This is a genomic window from Acinetobacter sp. UBA1297 (assembly GCF_002307755.1).
Lineage (GTDB): Bacteria > Pseudomonadota > Gammaproteobacteria > Pseudomonadales > Moraxellaceae > Acinetobacter > Acinetobacter radioresistens.
In genome coordinates, this window is the sequence record NZ_DBUF01000006.1 from 248,770 (window position 1) to 270,985 (window position 22,216).

The following is a 22,216-nucleotide window of genomic DNA, read 5'->3' on the forward strand; positions in this document are numbered from 1 at the left end:
CGGGAAGACTGGATATTAATTTCTTTACCTGTCCAGGTAATTGAAGAATTTGGTACACCCTGTACGATTTTCAATACGCTTGGTAAAGCATCCTGATTCATAAAACTTGCATGATAGATAGACTGGGTATCTACACCACAACCAGAAGGATGACTAAAAGTATACTTAACCTCGCCTTGTAAAATATCTACATATTTTAAATCACTGATTCTTATCTGGCAGGTAATCAACTCACCTTCATCTCCAGTGGTTAACTGAAAGTATGCTGGCTGGGTTCCATTGACTACAGCCTGCTGATCAGTCTCTTGATCATCATCACACGCCCTGAGCATCAATGCTGCCAGAATTGCTAAAACAACAATACCAATCAATGGCCATAAAACATTGGTTCTTCGATCCTCTATAATGACCGGATCTGGTTCCCGTGGCGCCTGATAAAGAGTTTCCCCTGCGGCAGGATTAATACCTAGACCGGCTAATAGCGCCATTGCCCAGTGTGGTAATACTGCCAGAATAATATCCTGATGAGTATAAAGCAGATGTCTGATCGCTTCCGGGTCTGGACTACCCGCCTCTTCGATTAAAACAGCCATTGTCGGTGTAATAGACTGGTTTAATATGCGCTCGGTTTCGAGATGAGGAATACTACCACTTACCTGATTTAAAAATTGTTCTTTAAGAGCGATATGATGTCCGAATAATTCATTTAGAGACGGATTTAACTGGTTTTCTAAAGAAGGTATCAGCTCAGGCCGAGCTTTTAAAATGGCCAGTAAAACTGGATAAAATTGTGCCAGTGCATCAGACTTTTCTACCAGATAAGTGGTCTCACCTTCTAGAACAATAGCTGAAACCTTTTGCCTCAATAATTCAATAAAATTTATACTCATCATCATTCTCTCTTTTATTGGCATTATTATTGGAATTAATGCATTTAAAATAAGCTGTTTTTTATACTATGCTGAATATTAATACGGTTACTAGCGAAACTCTTTAGAAATAACAAAATGTTATAGAAATTTTAATAAATCACTGAAAAACTCAATAAGAAAGCCAGCTTATGCTGGCTTTTCTATTTCTTCCATATCATTCTGTTTAAGGCAGGAATATTTCTACAACCTTACCTTGCACCTTTTGCTGAATCAGTGGTGTATTTTTACCTTTAGACAGCATATTTTCCTTACTGACTGTCCATTCCAGATCAGGATCAACCAGTACCCAGCCTGATTCTGACTGCCAGCGTTTTACCATATTGGCTACTCGTGCCGGCTCCAGCGTTACTTTTTCTACCCATTCTAACGGGCTGAACAGGCCTTCTTTAACCAGCTGGATACCAAACGGAATATAAGTATCAAATGCACTGATTCCCGGCAAGGTTTCTGCAAACGGCGCCATTTTAGCAGAACCGGATAAGGGTTCATGATGCGTACAAATGGCATCAATTATTCCCGATTTCAAGCCTTGGCGTAATAGTTCCTTATCCTGTGCTGAGCGTAGAGGAGGACGTACATGCGCCAGTGAATTGAATCCATCTGTTAACTGGTCAGTTAAATGCAACTGGTGCATGGCAACATCAGCAGTTACAGGTAAGCCTTTGGCCTTAGCAATCTGGATCAGTTCAACAGATGCGCCACAAGACAGCAGACCAAAATGGGCACGTACTCCGGTTGCCTCTATCATAAGCAGATATTTAGCAATAGCGACGGTCTCTGCCATAACCGGAATCATAGGCAAGCCTTGGCGTGAAGCGACAAAACCTTCATGGGCACAGCCATCTTTGGCAATTTGTGGCTCTTCAGCATAAAACACAACGGTCATATCCAGACCCGCTGCATATTCCAAGGTACGGATAACTACATCATCATTCTCAAAAGGTGCATGAGCATTAGAAACTGCAGTACATCCACCTTTTTTCAGACCCGCCATATTAGCAGGCTGCTTACCATTTAGATCTTGAGTCTGTGCACCGATAATATGCAGATAAATACCACCATCTAACATAGCTTTCTCTTGTAAGCCATGAATCAGCGAGCCATTATCCTGAACAATCGGCTTGGAGTCTGGCGGTGTAATCACATGCAAAATACCATTATGACGTGCAGCCCGGCCTTCAGATTTTAATGTCCCATGCTGCTGCTGACCCGGTTCGCGCAAACGTGCACACAGGTCAACCATAGTTGGCATAAGCCATTTACCTTGTCCATTAATAGTTCTTTCGACATCATCACTGGCATCGACACGCGTACCATTTTGCAAAAAGATTGTTTCAATCCTGTCAGTTTTGGCGATCGGGTCAAGAACGCGTACATTTTCAATTTTGACAATACTCATTTCTTTACCCTTATATCGCCAGCGCTTCAATCAAACCTTTCTCTTCTAACTGCCCTTGCATTGTTAGTGCCAGCACAGCCATACGTACTGCTATACCGTTGGTCACCTGACGCAAGATTACTGACTGCGGACCATCAGCGATGCTGGAGTCGATTTCTACGCCACGGTTCATTGGGCCTGGATGCATGACAATACAATCCGGTTTTGCTAATGCCAGCCGGTCTTCATTCAGTCCATACATTTTATAAAATTCAGACTGTGAAGAAAGTGCAGGTGAATCAATACGTTCATTTTGGATGCGAAGTGCAATAATGACATCGCAATCTTTTACGCCTTCATCCATGTTATTAAAAAGTCGGACTTCCGGACCAAATTCCTTAAAGCCAAAAGGTAATAAGGTATTCGGCGCAATGACGCGGATATCTTTACAGCCTAAGGTCTGTAGCGCGGCTACATCCGAACGTGCTACCCGTGAATGTTTGATATCACCAATAATGGCAACACTTAACTCTTCAAATGGCCGGGCAGTTTCACGACGGATCGTAAGCATATCCAGCATAGCCTGGGTGGGATGGGCGTGACGTCCATCTCCCGCGTTAATGATCCCGATATTCGGGCACACATCTTTTGCAATAAAATGTGCAGCACCTGAAGATGAATGGCGTACAACAAAAAGATCGGCCGCCATTGCTTCAAGATTCCACAGCGTATCACGCAGGGTTTCACCTTTAGATGTACTGGAACGGGCGATATCAATATTCAGTACATTGGCTGATAAACGTTTAGCAGCAGCTTCAAAAGTTGTGCGGGTGCGGGTCGAGTTCTCGAAAAACAGGTTCATGACCGTACGGCCTTCGAGTAAAGGTGAGGTTATGAGTTGGTTTTGATCATTAAAAAAGGAAGAAGCAGTATCGAGAATTTTTATGAGGGTTTGCTGGGAAAGGCCTTCAATGGTCAGAAAATGTTTAAGATGACCGTATTGATTGAGCTGAATCTGACTCGGCGTATGCAGTGCAGCCAAATGCATGAGAGATTCCTTAGACGTTAAGTTAATGCATTATATAGATTCTCCCTCAGTTTGGGCAGCCAGATTTTTCAAAATTTTTAGTAGAATTATTTATTTTATGAATTATTAACCAGCTATTTCAAAAGATAAATTAAATCAGTTCTTCATATTAAGAAATTATTTTTCTTTATTTAAATTAAAATCCAGATTAAGTCTTAAAACTTCCCTGTTTAGAGCATTTTAGAGCATTATTATCTGAGTGCACCAATATAATGATGAGCTACCTGCGCCTGATAATCTGGCTCTTTCGTCACCTCTCTATCAAACAACTCAGTGCTCTCTTCATTATTTTGTGCTTCCACCTCTGCCATGATTGGTGGACAAACTAGAGCAGAGAGACGTGTTACCAAACGGATGAGTTCTGCATCCTGCGTTTTCTTGGCCAACTCCATGACATACTGAGTGTAGTTTTCACTTTCCACCATATACATCACATCAATTACGCGTCCAGATACACGGCGTAAGCGTGTATAAATTAAAGTTGCGATAGAAAAAATATCACTGTGATTTGAAGATAAAATATTCATAAAATCCCCTTGTTTTATTTTAAAAAATATTAAGTCAGTTTTGTACATGGTTAGTACATCTGCTTGTATGGCAAATAAACACTAATATGCTCAAGAATTTAGCAAGATACATACCAGAAATTTAAAATATGAAAGGAATTACGTCTAAACCTGTTTAGTTTTATCAAGAGAAATCATTCTCTTTAATAATGCGCGGAATAATGAAGATAAACAATTTCTGAAATAACTTCTTAAGATCATCCGCCTAAAACAACGAAAATACGTTAAAATTGTCGTTTGCTTGTCTGGTTTGGAAATTTGCATGAATGCATCGCAACGTTTATCTACTTATTGGGTCACCTGTGCTGATGGTTTGGAGCTCTTGCTTGAAGAGGAAATCGCACAACTCGGTGCGTCAAATGTAGAACGCAAACCAGGCCGGTTAGTTTTTCAAGGTTCTCTGGAGACTGCTTACCGTATCTGTATGTGGTCACGTCTGGCCTCACGCGTATTGTTACCCATTCATACCCAGGAAATCGAGTTTAGTCATGATGCCCGCGATGTGGCTGAAGAACTGTATGATGGTGCGCTTAGCTTTGACTGGTCACTTATTTTTGCACCTCAAAGTACTTTTGCTATCCGTCTGCACGTAGAGCGTGATATTAAGGTCAATACCCAGTTTGCCACCTTACGTGTTAAGGATGGTGTAGTCGATGCCTTTATGGAAGCAGTAGGCCGCCGTCCTAGTATTGATACTAAGCAACCGGAAATTACCTTATACGTATTGGCTGGTAAAACTGAACATACTTATTGTCTGGATTTATCCGGAGATTCCCTGCATAAACGCGGCTATCGTCGCTATATGACCGATGCACCGATTAAAGAGAATCTGGCAGCAGCAATATTACACAAGGCTGGTATTGAAAAAAGAAAGCCGGATATTATTTTAGATCCAATGTGCGGTTCAGGTACGTTTATTATTGAGTCTCTTATGATTCTGACTGATCGGGCTCCGGGCTTGGTACGCCGTTTTGGCTTTAATGGCTGGCATGGTCATGACCGTGAATTATGGATGTCCCTTAAAGCCGAAGCAGTAGAACGCCACGAGCGGGCACTTGAACAGCCTTTACCTAAATTTTATGCTTTTGATGCGGACTGGGAAGCGGTTAAAGCTACCCGCCAGAATATTGCCGCCGCCGGATTCGAGAAACAGTTGGAACAGATTCAGGTAGAAGAACGTACACTTGCTGACTGGCCTGAATTCGATGCGGCTGAAAAAACTGCATTTATTGTCACCAATCCCCCATATGGCGAACGTTTAGGCGAGAAAGCTTCTAACCGGGCACTTTATCTCGGTTTATCTGGCCAGTTACAAAAACACTTTCCTAACCAATATGCAGCAGTAATTGCGGCACAAGTAGAACAGACAGATGTTCTGGCATTTGAGCATCCTGAAACTCTACGCCTAATGAATGGTAAACTGCCAATTTATATTCGTTTTGGAACTATCAAACCTGCATCCGATAACGTACCTTTCTTAGAAAAATGGCAGCTTCAAAATGTAGAAATTGAAGGTGCTCAAGATTTTGCTAATCGATTGCAAAAAAATATGCAAACCTTGAAAAAATGGGCAACCAAGGATCGTGTGTTCTGCCTGCGTCTTTATGATGCAGATCTGCCTGATTTTAACGTTGCAGTTGACTTGTACGGTGACCGTTTGCATGTGCAGGAATATGCTCCACCAAAAACGATTGATCCGGAGAAAGCCAAGAAACGTTTTAATTTGGCACTTGCCGCTATCCGGACAGTGACGGGCCTGGGGCGTGATGCAATATTTATTAAAACTCGTGCCCGTCAAGCAGGTAAAGCACAGTATGAAAAGCAGAGTACGGCGTCCAAACGGTTTATTGTTCAGGAAGGACAAGCCAGAATTTTAGTGAACCTGACAGATTATCTAGATACCGGACTGTTTCTCGACCACCGTCAAATGCGCCTACGTATTGCCCGTGAAGCTAAAGGTAAACACTTCCTGAATCTGTACAGTTATACTTCTACAGCCAGCCTGCATGCTGCACTCGGCGGTGCAGCCAGTACAACCAGTGTAGACCTGTCAAATACCTACTTAAACTGGTCTAAAGAAAATTTTGTTTTAAACGGATTAACTGTTGACCATCCTGACCAGCAGCACCAGTTCTTTGCCAGTGACTGTTTTGAGTGGCTAAAAGAAGGCCATGAACAGTATGATATGATTTTTATTGATCCGCCCACTTTCTCAAACTCGAAAAAGTTCTACGGAACCTTTGATGTACAACGTGACCATGTTTCATTACTTAAACGTGCCATGAACCGTCTCACAACCGAAGGTACGCTTTATTTTTCAAATAACTACCGCGGTTTCGAGATGGATGAAGAAATTGAAGCCATGTTTGATATTGAAGAAATCACTCAGGAGACTATCGGGCCGGATTTCAAACGCAATCAGAAAATCCACCGCGCCTGGAAAATCCAGCATTATCCAGTAAATTAAATTTTATCTAGATAAAGTTATGTATAAAATAAAAAAGCCCACATTGAATGTGGGCCTTTTTATATAAATTTAGTTAAGTTTGAGCTTATCAAACTCAAGATGACCATGCTCCCCTTTGATCAAAATATTATCTCCAGCCTGGAATTCACCAGAAAGAATTTTTTGTGCCAAAGTATTTTCTACCTGTGACTGGATAGCACGTTTCAATGGACGCGCGCCATACACCGGGTCGAAACCTGCATCAATTAACAGATCAAAGGCTGTATCATCTATTGTCAAGCTCATATCGCGTTCAGCCAGACGTGAACGTAAACGTTCCAGTTGAATGTCAGCAATACCACGAATCTGTGATTTTTTCAGTGAATGGAAAATCACCAGCTCATCGATCCGGTTAATAAACTCCGGACGGAAATGATGGCTTACTGCACTCATAACCACAGAACGCATTTCTTCATCACTGGCCCCTTCACCCAGTTCACGAACATCTTGTGAACCCAGATTCGAAGTCATTACAATGACAGTATTTTTAAAGTCAATCACTCGTCCTTGCGAGTCAGTCAGTCGGCCATCGTCCAGTACCTGTAATAAAATATTAAAGACATCTGGATGAGCCTTCTCGACTTCATCAAACAGAATAACACTATAAGGTTTACGACGTACTGCTTCAGTCAATACCCCCCCTTCTTCATAACCTACGTAACCTGGAGGTGCGCCTACCAAGCGGCTGACTGAATGTTTTTCCATAAACTCAGACATATCAATCCGGATCATGGCATCGTCACTATCAAACAGGAAATTCGCTAAAGCTTTAGTTAATTCTGTTTTACCTACACCCGTTGGGCCAAGGAACAGGAATGATCCGCTTGGGCGGTTTGGATCTGACAATCCAGCACGTGAGCGACGAACAGCATTGGATACCGCAACTACAGCTTCATCCTGCCCAACTACGCGATTATGCAAAAATTCTTCCATATGCAGCAGTTTTTCACGCTCACCTTGCAGCATTTTCGCGACAGGAATACCTGTAGCAGCACTGACGACTTCTGCAATCTCATTATCAGTCACTTTATTACGCAGCAATTTAGGCTCTTCGTGGTCTTCAATCACTTCGTCCTGCTCAAGCTGTTTTTGCAATTCCGGAATAACACCATATTGCAAACGGCTGGCTTCAGCCCAGTCTCCTTCACGTTGGGCCTTTTCTAAAGCAACCCGAGCCTGATCCAGCTCCACCTGTGCTTTTTTGGTTCCCTCTACCAGCGTTTTTTCAGCCTTCCATACTTCTTCAAGATCATTATATTCTTTCTGAACTTCCTCAATCTGTTTTTCCAGATAGTTGACTTCAGACTTGCTTCCGGCATCTTCATCTTTCTTAACGGCTTCAAGCTGCATTTTCAGTTGAATCAGACGACGGTCCAGCTTATCCAAAGCTTCAGGCTTAGAGTCCAGTTCCATTTTAATTCGTGAAGCTGCCTCATCAATCAGGTCAATGGCTTTATCCGGCAGCTGCCGATCAGTAATATAACGATGCGACATTTTCGCTGCAGCAATAATTGCCGAGTCTAAAATTTTGACACCGTGATGCACTTCATAACGTTCTTTTAAACCACGCAAAATTGCGATGGTATCTTCTACACTTGGTTCATCTACAAGAACTTTCTGAAAGCGACGTTCAAGTGCCGCATCTTTCTCAATATACTGACGGTATTCATCGAGTGTAGTAGCACCCACACAACGCAGTTCACCACGGGCTAGAGCAGGTTTGAGCATATTACCTGCATCCATGGCGCCATCGGTTTTACCTGCACCTACCAGTGTATGTAACTCGTCAATAAACAGGATCACCCTGCCTTCTTGTTTAGCCAGGTCATTTAAAACCGCTTTTAGACGCTCTTCAAATTCACCACGATATTTTGCACCAGCCAGAAGTGAACCCAAGTCTAAAGACAGTACCTGTTTATCTTTCAAGCTTTCTGGGACTTCACCGTTTACAATACGCTGAGCCAAGCCCTCTACAATGGCTGTCTTACCTACTCCGGGTTCACCGATCAGTACCGGGTTATTTTTGGTACGTCGTGACAAGACCTGAATCGTACGACGAATCTCATCATCACGGCCAATAACCGGATCAAGTTTTCCGGCCAGTGCACGTTCAGTGAGGTTAATGGTATATTTATTTAATGAGTCGCGTTGTTCTTCATGATTATTACTCATGACTTTCTCACTACCTCGAATTTTTTCAATTACAGGGCGTAGCGTCTCTGCAGTTACGCCCACGCCGTTTAAAATAGTTTTACTATTTCCTGACTCTGCTAGTGCCAGCATGACCCAATCGGTAGATATAAATTCATCTCCTGCCTTTTGTGCATAACGGTCAGCCAGATTTAATATTTTTACAGCATCAGGATTTAAATTAATATCTCCAGTAGGGTTAGATAACACTGGCGCATCATTGAAGGCTTTTTCAAGCCGTTGCTGTAGTTCACGAAGATTGGCACCTGCCTGTTGTAGCAAACTTAAGTTGGAAGGTTCCTCAATTAAAGTTGCCAAAATATGGATACTGTCAATTGCAGTATGATCTTTACCCATTGCTAGAGACTGGGCATCAGATAGAGCCTGTTGTAACCGGTTAGTAAATTTTTCGAATCGCATTCTTGTTATTCCTCACAACAATTCTGTACTTGAGTAATAGATGGGAACACTTTTGTAAAATTCAAACAGAATTATATATATTTTTCAAAATCTTATTAAAACAAGAACATTAGATTTCAGTTATAATATGAGCTCACATCATGAAAGTTTCAAGTATAGGGAGTTCTTTTTTATAAAAATAAACAATAAAAATGCCGGTAAAAACCGGCATGCTGATTCAGGCAGTCTAGACTGCTTAAACCGTTTCAATAATTTCATAATCGTGAGTAATTTCTACGCCGCCATCGGAAAGCATTTTACTGGCAGAACAGTATTTTTCAGCAGAAAGCTCAACTGCCTTGGCAACCTGTTTTTCTTTTATATCTTTACCCGTTACAACAAAGTGCAGATGAATTTTGGTAAATACAGCAGGAATGGTATCAGCACGTTCAGCTTTAAGCTGACACACCACGTCCTGAATATCTTGGCGAGATTTTTTCAGAATCGTCACAATATCAAATGAAGCACATCCACCCAATCCCATCAGGATAAGTTCCATCGGGCGCGGTCCACGGTTCTCTCCACCATATTCCGCTGACCCATCCATGATGACACTATGACCACTTTCAGATTTAGCTTCGAAAGCAACATTCTCTAGCCAATGAACACTTGTTTGCATTGCAACTACCTAAAAAAAGCTATAAATTTACCAAGTACCTGTACACTAACATAAAACGAGTTGATAAGGAATTTCATCTCTGCTGTGTGACAAGTTCATCTTAGGTCTTGTGCGATCTTCTTATTATCCCCTTCGGAACTCTAGGCATGAATTCTAATTTTTCACAACTCAGTACTGACGCCCTTTCTCCAGGTCAACTACCTGAATCGGTGAAAGCACTACTAAAACGAGCAAAAATTAACAGATTTCCAAAACGTACTACCATTATTGATGCCGGTACAGAATCCAAATCTTTATATCTCATCCTTAAAGGTTCTGTCTCTATTGTACTGCGCGAAGATGATGACCGTGAAATTGTGGTAGCCTATTTAAATCCAGGTGACTTTTTCGGAGAAATGGGGCTTTTTGAAGCCAATCCACAACGTACAGCTGAAGTTCGTACCCGGGAGATGTGTGAAATTGCAGAAATTAGTTATGAGAATTTTCATGAACTGAGTAAACAATTTCCCGATTTAAGCTATGCAGTATTTGCCCAGCTCGTACGCCGCCTGAAAAACACTACACGTAAAGTAACTGATCTGGCTTTTATTGATGTGTCTGGACGAATTGCGCGCTGCCTGATTGATCTGGCATCTCAGCCTGAGGCCATGATTTTACCTAATGGCCGCCAGATCCGTATTACCCGTCAGGAAATCGGCCGTATTGTAGGCTGCTCACGTGAAATGGTTGGCCGTGTCCTTAAAACTCTTGAGGAGCAAGGTATGATTGAAACAGAAGGTAAAGCGATACTGATCTTTGATAGTTCACTTGAACAGAATAATGAATCATCTGCCTCAGATTTTGATACTGAAGATGAAGAATAAACTCTAGTTTTTATCTATTGAATTAAAGGCAAATCTTCGGATTTGCCTTTTTCTTGGTAATATTGCATGAGGTATTCTCATACTATCGACCAGTTAGTTATCTATTTCTCATTATTGTGTCGAGTACTATTTTTTCATCCAGAATTTATAGATCAGGCAACGTTTAACTCACCTTAAGACCAAGTTGGCTATCTCTATACCCTGTATTATGCTAATAACAGACTTTTAAAGGGACCATTATGAAATTTCATCCACTTGCCCAGACAGGGATTAAATTACCAGAAATCTGCCTAGGTACCATGACTTTTGGTGAGCAGAATACCCAGTCCGAAGCTTTCCAACAGTTGGCATATGCTTTAGAACAAGGTCTGTACTTCTGGGATACTGCAGAAATGTATCCGGTCCCGCCTAAACCAGAAACCCAAGGCGCCACTGAACGTATTATTGGTAACTGGATTTCCCAGCATGGTGGCCGTGATAAATTATTCTTGGCTTCTAAAATTGCAGGCCCCTCTCAAGGCGGTAGCCATATTCGTGATGGTAATACCCGTTTTATTGCTTCAGACATTTCTACTGCACTAGACCAATCCCTACAAAGATTACAAACTGATTATATTGATCTGTACCAATTACATTGGCCACAGCGTCCGACCAATTTTTTTGGTCAACTTGGTTATGGTAACCAGCATGTAGAACTATCTAACCAGGTTACTCCACTAGAAGAGACACTTACTGCCTTAAATGATGAAATTAAGAAAGGTCGTATCCGCTATATTGGCCTTTCCAATGAAACCCCATGGGGGACCATGAAATTTTTACAATTAGCGGAAAAAATGGGACTAGAAAAATTTGTAAGTGTTCAAAATCCCTATAATTTATTAAATCGCACTTATGAAATTGGCATGGCAGAGATTGCCCAATATGAAGGTGTCGGCTTACTGGCTTACTCCCCACTGGCATTCGGTTATCTGACTGGCAAATTCCGCAATGGCGCACGACCTGCAAATGCACGGGTAACACTCTACTCGCGTTTTTCACGCTACTCTAACCCGCAATCCGAATGGGCCACCGAACAGTATGCTTTGCTTGCAGAAAAGCATGGGTTAACATTAACCCAGCTAGCGCTGGCATTTATTAAGCAGCAGTTCTTTGTCACCTCAACAATTATTGGCGCAACCAATCTAGACCAGCTTAAAGAAAATATAGATGCCTTTAAAATAGATTTGAGTCCAGAAATTCTGAAAGGTATAGAAGAAATTCATAAGCAGCAACCTAATCCGGCACCTTAACGCAGCCCAATAAAAAAAAGGATGCCGTGGCATCCTTTTTATAAAATCAATTTTATTTACGCTGATTATAAATTGCCTGTGCTGCTGGCAGATTTTTACGCATTGCAGCAATACGCTCACCATTTGATGGGTGCGTCGATAACCATGAAGAGCCACCTGCCCCTTCAAGCTTGTTCATTTTTTCCCATAAGGTAATTGCAGCTTGCGGATTATAGCCAGCACGTGCCATTAATATTAAACCACCCTGATCGGCACGGCTTTCCAGACTGCGTGAATAGGGTAAACCCACGCCTACCTGAGCACCCAAGTCAAGCGCTGCAGAACCTAGACTTCCAATAGCATCACCCGCATAAGCCTTGCCCACATTTAATGCCAAACCAGTTAAAGCCTGTGCACCAATCTTGCTTTTAGCATGCTCTTCAAGGGCATGGACCATTTCATGCCCCATAACTGCAGCAATTTCTGCATCAGTCAGGTTAAGCTTGTTGACAATACCGGTATAGACCACCACCTTACCGCCTGGTGCAACATAGGCATTAATCTGGTCAGATTTCAAAACAGTTAGCTGCCAATCAAATTTCACACCAGTCTGGTTCATCTGGTCAGCATACGGACGCAAACGGTTAAATACAGTATTTACACGACGGTAAGTACTTGAAGACGTATCTAGCTGATTCTTAGCACGTGCTTCCTGCACCATTTGGTTATAGCTTTGTGCGGCTGTTGCATTTAGGGTCGCGGTATCTGCGCCGGCAAAATCAGCAAGTGTGCTACATCCTGATAATGTCACTGCACCAGCAGCAAAAAAGCTGAGTAGAATTTTGTTGTTCATTATAATGCTCTCCACATGGATGACACGGTCATCCTCAATATAAACAGATGCATTATATTGAAAGCGTCATCACCTTAAAATATATAAACGCTTCATAATCATAGGATTTATGTAATTAGTATTTTTTGATTATAAAGGTATTCTTTAGAGCCAATGGCTAAGCGCATCAGTGTTCAAACTGCTTAAGGCATGATGTTTTCTTTAATATCACTCATGTCTTGGTTTACAAAATGAGCTTATTGCTCGTTTTCCATTATTCCCTATTATTCTCAAGATCTATCTCAAATAAACCAGTTCATCTTAACCGGATAGAATTATTAGAGAAAACTGATAAGAATCCATGATACCAAACACACCAGATCCAGTACAAAATAAAAGTGAGCAATTGGCTCAATTTTGTCCTCAATATCAACTTTTTTTCGTTTCCATAATATATAAAAATTCTGAATCAGGATGAGAGGCGCAATGATCGCAGCCAGTACAAAAGATAAAGCCAGTAAAGTTGTCCAGTGTTGTTCAAGAGCACCATTAGTCTGTATGTAAATCATCCACATCGCTAATGTGGGTGCGCCTCCAATGGCAAAAAGCAATGAGTAAAACATGGTCTTAGACGTGTTACTTTGCATTTTCTTTCCTGAACATATTCAACTAAAGATTTTAAAAGGCAGATTAATCAGCCTGTACATTTTTTACAGCACGACTTTAGTCGGTGAGTAGCTTGGTGTACATAAAAAAGCCCCGCTGAAGCGAGGCTTTTAACCATTTATTATTTAGGCATCAAACGGATGGCGCAATACAATAGTTTCTGCACGGTCCGGACCAGTTGAAATGATGTCAATGGGACATTCAATCAGCTGCTCAATACGTTTGATATAGGCGACTGCATTGGCAGGAAGCTGATCAACACTGGTAGCTCCCACTGTTGACTCAGTCCAGCCCGGCATAGATTCGTAAATGGGTTTCAGGTTTTCATATGCCAGTGCATCAGATGAACCTACACAACCAGAATCTGTATCTTCATAGCCTACACAGATTTTTACTTCTTCCAGACCATCCAGTACATCAAGCTTAGTCAGGCAAATACCTGACAGCGAATTTACATCAACAGAACGGCGCAGAATTTCAGCATCAAACCAGCCACAACGGCGCTGACGTCCAGTAGAAGCACCAAACTCATGACCGACAGTGCCTAGATGTTTACCAATTGCATCGCCCTTATCAGCAGCGGCATCATAAACCAGTTCGGTTGGGAACGGTCCTGCACCTACACGTGTGGTATAAGCTTTGGTAATACCTAATACATAATCTAAATGCAAAGGCCCCAGACCTGAACCTGAACTTACACCACCAGCGGTAGTATTTGATGAGGTCACAAACGGATATGTACCATGGTCTACATCAAGCAGAGAACCTTGTGCACCTTCGAACATGATGTTGTCACCATTTTTACGGTAGTTATGCAGTTCAGTAGTTACATCCACAACTAACGGAGCAATAACTTCACGCCACTGATCACAAAGTGTAAGTACATCTTCAAAATTTACAGCTTCAACACCATAGTATTGAGTTAACTGAAAATTATGATAATCCAGAAGCTCAGTCAGTTGAGCTTTAAGTGCCTCGCCACCGCGTACCAGATCAGCAACACGGATGGCACGACGTGCAACCTTGTCTTCATACGCAGGTCCAATACCGCGACCGGTCGTGCCGATTTTAGCATTACCGCGTTTTTTCTCACGTGCCTGGTCAAGGGCAATATGGTTAGGCAAAATAAGTGGGCAGTTAGGAGAAATACGCAGGCGCTCTTTTACCGGTACGCCTTCTTTTTCCAGAATACTCATTTCTTCAATTAGGGCTGCTGGAGAAAGCACCACACCATTGCCAATCAGGCACAGAACATTTTCACGCAAGATTCCTGATGGAATGAGGTGTAAAACAGTCTTTTTACCACCGACCACTAGTGTATGGCCCGCATTGTGTCCACCCTGATAGCGAACAACTGCAGCCGCCTGATCAGTGAGCAGATCGACGATTTTACCTTTACCTTCGTCGCCCCATTGGGTACCAAGTACCACAACATTCTTGCCCATAATAGCCTCATTACATCATGCTGTTAAAATTGAAAACCAGTTCGAATGACATGAACATTCAAACAGGCGATTAAATTTTTTCGAGATTCCAGTGACCTGCAACTTGCACTAACTGGTGTGTTGCATTTGGCACAGAACTCAAGTCATCTTGTCCAAGCAGCTGAACTACACTCAGCCCTTCTGTACGTAACCGCTCAATTGTCTTTAACAAATCGGTATCGGTACCTTTAGGGGCAACAACAATACTTAACTCATTAAACTGGCCTGCACTTAAAGCATATAAGTCACAGCTAAAACCAGTTGCAGGGCGCGCCCGTCCGAAATGCTCACCAATACCATCATAACGGCCACCCTGTGCCAGTGGTGCTGCACGGTTTGGCGCATACACGGCATACATCAGACCAGTATGATAATGGTAAGAACGCAGTTCGACCACGTCGATACCGATATGCAGGTTCGGCCAGCGTGCCTGAATTTCAGACTGCGTCGTTCTCACTGCATCAAATGCCTGTTTAAAGGCTGCATTCTTTAAAATTTCAGCACTTAAATTTGCTTCTAAAGCACCCATATCACTGGCATAGCGTCCAAGTGCATAGAAATCTGAACCGAAATGAAGTGTTTGGGTAAATTCTGCCAGCTCCGGTAGAGCTTTACGCTGGTATAAATCCGAAAGTTGATGTTCAGTAGCTTTATTTAAGCCTGCCTGTTTTACCAGACTACGGAACAGTCCTACATGGCCCAGATCCAGGTGAATACCATCAGTCAGGCCAGCTTTCTGAATCAGGCTGATCATCAGGTCAACCATTTCAACATCAGCATCTATACTTTCTGAACCAAAAAGCTCGGCACCCAGTTGCAGCGGTGCACGGGTGGCACTAAAACCCTGAGGTTTAGTATGCAAGACAGTACCTGCGTAGCAATAGCGAGCTACACCTTCTACCGGACGCACATGTGCATCAATACGGGCCACTTGCGGAGTCATGTCTGCACGTATACCCAGTAACCGGCCTGTTAATTGGTCAATTACCTTAAAAGTGGCAAGGTCCAGGTCTTGATTTGCTTCTGAAAGAGAAGATAGAGATTCGATATATTCTATAAAAGGTGTATAGACTAACTGATAACCTCGTGAGACGAGGAAATCTAAAGCTTTACGGCGCAGTTTTTCAATTATTTGCGCTTGTTCTGGCAATACATCAGCTACACCATCAGGTAATAACCATGTCTCTGAAATGGGCATGCGGTAAACCTAAATTCTTGTCAGCGCGGAAATGATCCGCATAAAAAAATCGGGAACACACCCGATTTCTCCTATCTTAGCACGATCATTTCAGTCATGCACCAGAGTTTTTCAGTTTTATAAAAGCTTTCTAAGCTTGGCCTAATTTTTATGTTTAATGAAATAAAACAGAGACTTTTACCGAGCTTTTACTCTACTGCCTAAACTTTTCATACAGAAAGCAGCTACACTTTATATTTTGTATCAGACTTCAAAGCACAAAATGAATTTTTGAAAATTCAAAATTATAAAGCCTGTTTTAAATATAAATTATCAATTTTACTCTTTTATTTTGGTTCAGTCTTTCCAAGCAAAGCCTGGTATTTTTTAAGCAAAATTACCAACTCTGTATTTTGTTGTTCGAGCGCATTTAGTTTAGTTACGGTCTGGCTAAGAATTTCACGATCAGCATGTACACTTTTAACCAGTTCCTGCATGATTTCTAGCGTACGTTTCAGATTCCCTTCCAGAAGAACAATTTTTTCTTCCAGATGGTGTTGTTGATCCAAGTCCGTTTCCATATTCTGTTCTTTGCGAAAGTTTAGCCAGAACAGAAAAATGACCGCAAATATTAATACAGCAATAAAAGCCCACATCAGTAAAAACATCGTATTATCCCCAAGAAAAAGTTAAAGACCGTGTTGTAAATATTTTGCGGGTAGTCTTTCTCAATTCATCCTATATATCTGTTATTCAAAAGACTGGCATAAATCCAGTAAACGGTTGGCATAGCCCCACTCGTTATCATACCAGGCAAATACTTTGGCCTGGTGCCCGACCACCAGAGTCTGTGATAGATCGACAATTAATGAATAAGGTAAATGGTTAAAATCACTTGACACCAGAGGCTCATCGGTCACCGCCATAATCTGGGCATAATCATATTGCGCAGATTTGATTAATACTTCATTAATTTTATGTACTGTAATAGGCATATGCGAAATAAAGGTCAGATCAATAGCCGCGACATTAATTGTAGGTACACGAATCGAATAACCTTCAATCCGGTTTTCCATTTTGGGCATAACCCGCTTTAAGGCCCCCAATGCACTAGATGTAGTAGGAATAATATTCTGACCTGATGCCCGGGCACGACGCAGATCGCGATGAGCTTTATCCAGTACGGTCTGGTCTGCAGTGACGGCATGAATCTCGGTCATCATGGCTGTATCTATGCCAAATGCGTCATCAATAATCTTGACGAGTGGTACTAAAGCCTGGGTGGTACAAGACACGCTAGAGATAATCTGGTCACTGGCTTTGATTTCATGGTGATTCACCCCATATACAATTGCAGCATCCACCGTGTCAAAAGGTGCAGCACCTATAATAACGCGTTTCGCACCAGCCTTAATATGTCGGGTAGCCGCCTCACGTGAACGGAATAGTCCGGTACATTCCAGTACAACATCAATATTAAGCTGCTGCCATGGAAGCGCTGCCGGTTCCGCGATATTTAATACACGCACATTAAGTGTTTTTGTACCGGCAGAAATATTTAGCACAATCTGTTCATTTTTCTGTGATATTTCTACATTCCCAGCAAAACGGCCGTGAGTAGTATCATACCTGAACAGATGAACCAGAGTTTCTACATCAGCAACATCGTTAATGGCTACAATATCAAAATTAAAGGCTTTCGGGTTTTCAAACCAGGCACGCAGTACATTCCGACCGATACGCCCAAAACCATTGATGGCCACTCGCTGCATGACAGATCCTTGTTTTACCCAGTAAAAGAACGATGCCTATGTTAAAACATCCAGCTTGTACTTGGACACAGCATTTTTGAATAATCCTGGTTTTATCGCTATTTTGATGGTAAAAGCGTTGGTGCCCCTTATATTTTCCGGTATAATTTGGCGTTTTTTTAAAGTTTTACCTTTACATCAATCACTAAGCTGTCACCTTTTGACCTTAGAATTAGATGTACCTAACCAAATTAAGACTAAGGAGTGACTTGGTTGTGAGTACTCGTTTTATGACATCAGCTGAAATTCGTGAAGCATTTTTGCGTTACTTTGAATCGCAAGGGCATACACGTGTCGCGTCAAGTTCACTAGTACCCGCCAATGATCCTACCCTGCTTTTCACCAACGCAGGCATGAACCAGTTTAAAGACTGCTTTTTAGGTGCGGAAAAACGCGATTATGTACGAGCAGTCTCTAGCCAGAAATGTGTACGTGCTGGCGGCAAACATAATGACCTCGACAATGTAGGCTACACAGCCCGCCACCATACTTTCTTTGAAATGCTGGGTAACTTTTCTTTTGGTGATTATTTTAAGCGTGATGCCATCAAGTTTGCCTGGGAATTCTTAACCAGCGAGCAATGGCTGGCACTTCCTAAAGACCGTTTATATGCAACGGTTTATCATACTGATGATGAAGCTTTTGATATCTGGAACAAGGAAATTGGTCTGGATGCCGAGCGCATTATCCGTATTGGTGATAACAAAGGTGAAAAATACGCTTCGGATAATTTCTGGGCAATGGGTGATACAGGTCCATGTGGTCCATGTTCTGAAATTTTCTATGACCACGGTGACCATATTTGGGGCGGACTGCCAGGCACTCCTGAAGAAGATGGTGATCGCTTTATTGAAATATGGAACAATGTTTTCATGCAGTTTAACCGTACTGCTGACGGAGTTTTACATGCACTTCCGGCACCTTCTGTGGATACCGGTATGGGACTCGAACGTATTTCCGCAGTTTTACAGCATGTTAATTCAAACTATGAAATTGACCTGTTTCAGCACTTACTTAAAGCTGCTGCCGAAATTATTGGTGTAGATACGGCTTCACTTGAAGCCGAAGCTAAAGAAAAAAATACACCTGTTCAGTACCCGGCTTCTTTAAAAGTAGTTGCAGATCATGCCCGCTCTTGCTGTTTCCTGATTGCTGACGGCGTTAACCCGTCTAATGAAGGCCGTGGTTATGTTCTTCGCCGTATTATCCGTCGTGCTGTACGTCATGGAAACAAACTCGGCGCAACAGGTACATTCTTCTATAAAATGCTACAGCCGCTAATTGAAGTAATGGGTACAGCTTATCCGGAACTTGAAGCTAATAAAGCACGTATCGAAGCTGCACTGATCAAAGAAGAAGAGCAATTTGCAAAAACACTCGAGCAAGGTTTAAAACTTCTTGAAGGTGAATTGACTCAGCTAAAAGGCTCAATAATTCCAGGCGAAATTGTATTTAAACTTTACGATACTTATGGCTTCCCGGTTGACTTGACAGCGGATATCGCACGTGAACGTGACTTGAGTATTGATGAGGCAGGTTTTGAAAAAGAAATGGCTGCCCAGCGTCAACGTGCGCGTGAAGCAGGCAAGTTTGCAGTGGACTATAATAGCATTGTTAAAGTTGAAGATGAAACCGAGTTCAGTGGCTATGATGCCACTGAAGGTCAGGGTCAGATTATTGCCATCTATAAAGATGGGACTCTAGTCGATGAAGTCACTGAAGGAGACGAAGCTTTAATCGTATTAAACCAGACGCCATTTTATGCAGAAAGTGGCGGCCAGATTGGTGATACAGGTATCTTCAAAAATGAAACAGGTATTTTTGAAGTTCAGGACACTAAAAAATCTGGCAATGCTTTTGTTCACCAGGGCATCGTGACGATGGGTAACCTAAAAGTTACTCAAAATGTAGAAGCAACCGTGAAAGCAGAACTTCGTGCAGCAACTGCGCGTAATCACTCAGCAACACATTTGTTGCATGCTGCGCTTCGCCAAATTCTGGGTTCGCATGTACAGCAAAAAGGCTCTCTGGTTGCTTCCGACATTTTGCGTTTTGATTTTGCCAATGACCAGCCTGTCACTTTCGAGCAGCTTCAACAAATCGAACGTCTTGTTAATGCTGAGGTTATTGCAAATACTGCTGTGACTACCGAACTGCTGGATATAGAAACTGCCAAAACCAAAGGTGCAATGATGCTGTTTGGCGAGAAATATGGCAGCGAAGTGCGTGTGTTATCTATGGGTTCGGTTATTGAAGAGAAAAACTTCTCGGTTGAGCTCTGTGGTGGTATTCATGTTAAACGTACAGGTGATATTGGTCTATTTAAAATCACTTCTGAAAGTGGTGTGGCCGCAGGTATTCGACGTATTGAAGCAGTGACAGGTGCGAAAGCGCTTGAGCTGATTCAAAAGGCAGATTCTGATATTCATCAGATTAATAGCTTGTTAAAAGCACAAAAAGATCAAACTGTAGAGCGTGTTCAAACTGTGGTTGAAAATGTATCCGCATTACAGAAGCAGATTGAACAGCTCAACCAAAAGTTGGCAAACTTCCAGGCAGCTGAACTTTTAAGCCAAGTTCAGACTGTGGCGGGTCGTTCTACACTGATCACCACTGTTCAGGGTATGGATGCGAAATCTCTTCGTAACCTGCACGACAGTACCAAGTCTAAACTAGACCATGCAGTGATTGTACTTGCAGGTGTAGACGGCGACAAAGTCAGCCTGATTGCATCCGTAGCAAAAGACTTCACTTCATCTATCAAGGCAGGTGACATCATTAAACATCTTGCAGCTGAACTCGGTGGCAAAGGTGGAGGTAAACCTGACTTGGCACAAGGTGGCGCGCCACTTAACGAGAAGTTTGAACAGGTCATGGCAGATTTAACTGCTTGGCTTGAAGCAAAATAAACTTCACTTTTTGTGTAACTGACCCTGATCGGTGAAATCGGGGTCATGGCTTATATGGAACAACTATGGCATTAATCGTTCAAAAATATGGCGGTACTTCTATGGGTACCCCCGAGCGCATTTTAAATGTTGCTCGTCGTGTGAAGCGCTGGCATGAGCACGGCCACAAGGTAGTGGTAGTAGTGTCAGCAATGAGTGGTGAAACCAACCGCTTACTTGCTCTCGCGAAAGCCATTACCGAAAATCCTGACCCACGCGAACTTGACCAGATGGTTTCTACGGGTGAACAGGTAACGATTTCCATGTTAGCAATGGCGCTGAACTCTATTGGCGTTGACGCTAAATCATTGACCGGACGCCAGGTTGGCATTAAAACCGATAGCGCATTCACCAAGGCACGTATCGAATCAATTGACACTGACGTTATGACCCAACACCTCGATGCAGGTCGTGTGATCGTGGTTGCCGGCTTTCAGGGTGTAGACGAACTGGGCAATACCACAACGCTTGGTCGTGGCGGCTCAGATACAACTGGTGTTGCACTTGCTGCAGCACTAAAAGCAGATGAATGCCAGATTTACACCGATGTTGATGGTGTCTATACCACTGATCCCCGTGTTGCTCCAAAAGCTAAAAAAATTGATCGTATTTCTTTTGAAGAAATGCTGGAAATGGCCTCTCTTGGTTCAAAAGTACTGCAAATCCGCTCTGTAGAATTTGCAGGTAAATATCAGGTTCCTTTGCGCGTATTATCAAGTTTTGACAATGACGAAGACGGCGCATTTGACGAAGAATTCAAAAAGAACGTGGGCACACTCATCACTACAGAAGCGGAAGATAACATGGAACAGCCAATCATCTCAGGTATCGCGTTTAACCGTGACGAAGCAAAACTGACTATTCTAGGGGTTCCTGACGAGCCGGGTATTGCATCTAAAATTCTGTCTCCGATTGGTGCAGCCAATATCGAAGTCGACATGATTATCCAGAATGTTGAAGAAGATGGAACTACGGATTTCACCTTCACTGTTAACCGTGGTGAGCTGGCTAAAGCAAAAGCTATTCTTGAAGAAACAGCTAAAGCGATTGGTGCGCGCGAAGTTGCAACTCGTGATGATATCGTCAAAGTTTCTATTGTCGGTGTTGGCATGCGTTCCCACGCAGGCGTAGCAAGCAAAATGTTTACTGGTCTGGCTGAAGAAGGCATCAATATTCTGATGATTTCTACATCTGAAATTAAGATCTCTGTCATCATTGAAGAGAATTATCTGGAGCTGGCTGTACGCTCTTTACACACTACGTTTGGTCTAGACCGCGAGCATGGTGAATCCAGCGTTCGCGCTTAAGTGCCTTTTCTGAAAGAACAATAGTTATACTGTTCTTTCAGAGAATAAGAATAAAAAATCAAAGCCACTATAGTTTTTTCTATAGTGGCTCTGTTATATTACCGATTAAGGTTATTGGAAAAT

Annotated in this window: 16 protein-coding genes and 1 pseudogene; 5 read left to right on the forward strand and 12 right to left on the reverse strand. The window is 42.3% G+C overall.

The features are described 5' to 3' along the window. The 4 genes and pseudogenes from B3R63_RS02865 to B3R63_RS02880 form a co-directional block, all read right to left on the reverse strand. Positions 1-893: pseudogene (locus tag B3R63_RS02865) on the reverse strand (OmpA family protein); the annotation flags it as partial. Positions 894-1,095: 202 nt separating this feature from the next. Beyond that, positions 1,096-2,331: a dihydroorotase gene (locus B3R63_RS02870; protein WP_286728242.1), complete on the reverse strand. Its 1,236-nt coding sequence runs from the start codon at positions 2,329-2,331 to the stop codon at positions 1,096-1,098. A gap of 10 nt (positions 2,332-2,341) precedes the next feature. Then, positions 2,342-3,358 (reverse strand): aspartate carbamoyltransferase catalytic subunit, encoded by a 1,017-nt coding sequence (locus tag B3R63_RS02875; protein WP_005014947.1) that lies wholly within the window; start codon positions 3,356-3,358, stop codon positions 2,342-2,344. Between the two features lie 230 nt (positions 3,359-3,588). Further along, a complete protein-coding gene (locus B3R63_RS02880) occupies positions 3,589-3,924 on the reverse strand; it encodes a hypothetical protein (protein WP_286728243.1) in 336 nt (111 codons plus the stop codon). Between the two features lie 301 nt (positions 3,925-4,225). Here B3R63_RS02880 and rlmKL point away from each other — a divergent pair, with 301 nt between their 5' ends. Then, complete coding sequence (gene rlmKL / locus B3R63_RS02885) at positions 4,226-6,430, forward strand: bifunctional 23S rRNA (guanine(2069)-N(7))-methyltransferase RlmK/23S rRNA (guanine(2445)-N(2))-methyltransferase RlmL (protein ID WP_286728244.1); 2,205 nt, start codon at positions 4,226-4,228, stop codon at positions 6,428-6,430. A 69-nt stretch (positions 6,431-6,499) separates the two neighbouring features. On the opposite strand, the gene clpB is transcribed toward rlmKL, so the two are convergent. Next, on the reverse strand, positions 6,500-9,079 hold the full coding sequence (gene clpB, locus B3R63_RS02890) for an ATP-dependent chaperone ClpB (RefSeq protein ID WP_286728245.1): 2,580 nt from the start codon (positions 9,077-9,079) through the stop codon (positions 6,500-6,502). Positions 9,080-9,314: 235 nt separating this feature from the next. Beyond that, positions 9,315-9,737: an OsmC family protein gene (locus tag B3R63_RS02895; protein ID WP_005014955.1), complete on the reverse strand. Its 423-nt coding sequence runs from the start codon at positions 9,735-9,737 to the stop codon at positions 9,315-9,317. Between the two features lie 146 nt (positions 9,738-9,883). On the opposite strand from B3R63_RS02895, the gene crp reads away from it, so the two are divergent. Both crp and B3R63_RS02905 read left to right on the forward strand, forming a co-directional pair. Next, positions 9,884-10,600 carry a cAMP-activated global transcriptional regulator CRP gene (crp, locus tag B3R63_RS02900; protein ID WP_005014956.1) on the forward strand — a complete coding sequence of 239 codons (717 nt, stop codon included), beginning with the start codon at positions 9,884-9,886 and terminating at the stop codon, positions 10,598-10,600. Between the two features lie 239 nt (positions 10,601-10,839). Continuing rightward, complete coding sequence (locus B3R63_RS02905) at positions 10,840-11,889, forward strand: NADP(H)-dependent aldo-keto reductase (RefSeq protein ID WP_286728246.1); 1,050 nt, start codon at positions 10,840-10,842, stop codon at positions 11,887-11,889. Positions 11,890-11,941: 52 nt separating this feature from the next. On the opposite strand, the gene B3R63_RS02910 is transcribed toward B3R63_RS02905, so the two are convergent. From B3R63_RS02910 to B3R63_RS02935, 6 genes are all read right to left on the reverse strand, one after another. Further along, entirely contained in the window at positions 11,942-12,721 is a 780-nt protein-coding gene (locus tag B3R63_RS02910) for a M48 family metallopeptidase (protein ID WP_005014959.1), read from the reverse strand. A 317-nt stretch (positions 12,722-13,038) separates the two neighbouring features. Continuing rightward, positions 13,039-13,347 (reverse strand): phosphoethanolamine transferase domain-containing protein, encoded by a 309-nt coding sequence (locus B3R63_RS02915; RefSeq protein WP_005014961.1) that lies wholly within the window; start codon positions 13,345-13,347, stop codon positions 13,039-13,041. Between the two features lie 144 nt (positions 13,348-13,491). Beyond that, positions 13,492-14,811, reverse strand: a complete 1,320-nt coding sequence (locus B3R63_RS02920) for an adenylosuccinate synthase (RefSeq protein ID WP_286728247.1) — start codon at positions 14,809-14,811, stop codon at positions 13,492-13,494. Positions 14,812-14,881: 70 nt separating this feature from the next. Further along, positions 14,882-16,048 carry an ATP phosphoribosyltransferase regulatory subunit gene (locus B3R63_RS02925; protein WP_286728248.1) on the reverse strand — a complete coding sequence of 389 codons (1,167 nt, stop codon included), beginning with the start codon at positions 16,046-16,048 and terminating at the stop codon, positions 14,882-14,884. A 326-nt stretch (positions 16,049-16,374) separates the two neighbouring features. Continuing rightward, complete coding sequence (locus B3R63_RS02930) at positions 16,375-16,695, reverse strand: hypothetical protein (RefSeq protein WP_286728249.1); 321 nt, start codon at positions 16,693-16,695, stop codon at positions 16,375-16,377. Positions 16,696-16,776: 81 nt separating this feature from the next. Then, the gene (locus B3R63_RS02935) at positions 16,777-17,799 is read right to left on the reverse strand and encodes a type I glyceraldehyde-3-phosphate dehydrogenase (RefSeq protein ID WP_286728250.1); all 1,023 of its coding nucleotides are present in this window, start codon (positions 17,797-17,799) and stop codon (positions 16,777-16,779) included. 254 nt (positions 17,800-18,053) lie between these two features. Between B3R63_RS02935 and alaS the strand changes: the two genes are divergently transcribed. Both alaS and B3R63_RS02945 read left to right on the forward strand, forming a co-directional pair. After that, the gene (alaS, locus tag B3R63_RS02940; RefSeq protein ID WP_286728251.1) at positions 18,054-20,747 is read left to right on the forward strand and encodes an alanine--tRNA ligase; all 2,694 of its coding nucleotides are present in this window, start codon (positions 18,054-18,056) and stop codon (positions 20,745-20,747) included. A 65-nt stretch (positions 20,748-20,812) separates the two neighbouring features. Further along, entirely contained in the window at positions 20,813-22,093 is a 1,281-nt protein-coding gene (locus tag B3R63_RS02945; protein WP_005014971.1) for an aspartate kinase, read from the forward strand. The last annotated feature ends 123 nt before the right edge of the window (positions 22,094-22,216 follow it).

What these genes read in the sequence shown, in the direction of transcription:
- B3R63_RS02935 (WP_286728250.1), bottom strand. Translation starts at nt 17,799, where the DNA reads ATGCAGCGAGTGGCCATCAATGGTTTTGGGCGTATCGGTCGGAATGTA.
- B3R63_RS02930 (WP_286728249.1), bottom strand. Translation starts at nt 16,695, where the DNA reads ATGTTTTTACTGATGTGGGCTTTTATTGCTGTATTAATATTTGCGGTC.
- B3R63_RS02880 (WP_286728243.1), bottom strand. Translation starts at nt 3,924, where the DNA reads ATGAATATTTTATCTTCAAATCACAGTGATATTTTTTCTATCGCAACT.
- B3R63_RS02920 (WP_286728247.1), bottom strand. Translation starts at nt 14,811, where the DNA reads ATGGGCAAGAATGTTGTGGTACTTGGTACCCAATGGGGCGACGAAGGT.
- crp (WP_005014956.1), top strand. Translation starts at nt 9,884, where the DNA reads ATGAATTCTAATTTTTCACAACTCAGTACTGACGCCCTTTCTCCAGGT.
- B3R63_RS02870 (WP_286728242.1), bottom strand. Translation starts at nt 2,331, where the DNA reads ATGAGTATTGTCAAAATTGAAAATGTACGCGTTCTTGACCCGATCGCC.
- B3R63_RS02915 (WP_005014961.1), bottom strand. Translation starts at nt 13,347, where the DNA reads ATGCAAAGTAACACGTCTAAGACCATGTTTTACTCATTGCTTTTTGCC.
- B3R63_RS02905 (WP_286728246.1), top strand. Translation starts at nt 10,840, where the DNA reads ATGAAATTTCATCCACTTGCCCAGACAGGGATTAAATTACCAGAAATC.
- B3R63_RS02945 (WP_005014971.1), top strand. Translation starts at nt 20,813, where the DNA reads ATGGCATTAATCGTTCAAAAATATGGCGGTACTTCTATGGGTACCCCC.
- B3R63_RS02875 (WP_005014947.1), bottom strand. Translation starts at nt 3,358, where the DNA reads ATGCATTTGGCTGCACTGCATACGCCGAGTCAGATTCAGCTCAATCAA.
- clpB (WP_286728245.1), bottom strand. Translation starts at nt 9,079, where the DNA reads ATGCGATTCGAAAAATTTACTAACCGGTTACAACAGGCTCTATCTGAT.
- rlmKL (WP_286728244.1), top strand. Translation starts at nt 4,226, where the DNA reads ATGAATGCATCGCAACGTTTATCTACTTATTGGGTCACCTGTGCTGAT.
- B3R63_RS02895 (WP_005014955.1), bottom strand. Translation starts at nt 9,737, where the DNA reads ATGCAAACAAGTGTTCATTGGCTAGAGAATGTTGCTTTCGAAGCTAAA.
- B3R63_RS02910 (WP_005014959.1), bottom strand. Translation starts at nt 12,721, where the DNA reads ATGAACAACAAAATTCTACTCAGCTTTTTTGCTGCTGGTGCAGTGACA.
- B3R63_RS02925 (WP_286728248.1), bottom strand. Translation starts at nt 16,048, where the DNA reads ATGCCCATTTCAGAGACATGGTTATTACCTGATGGTGTAGCTGATGTA.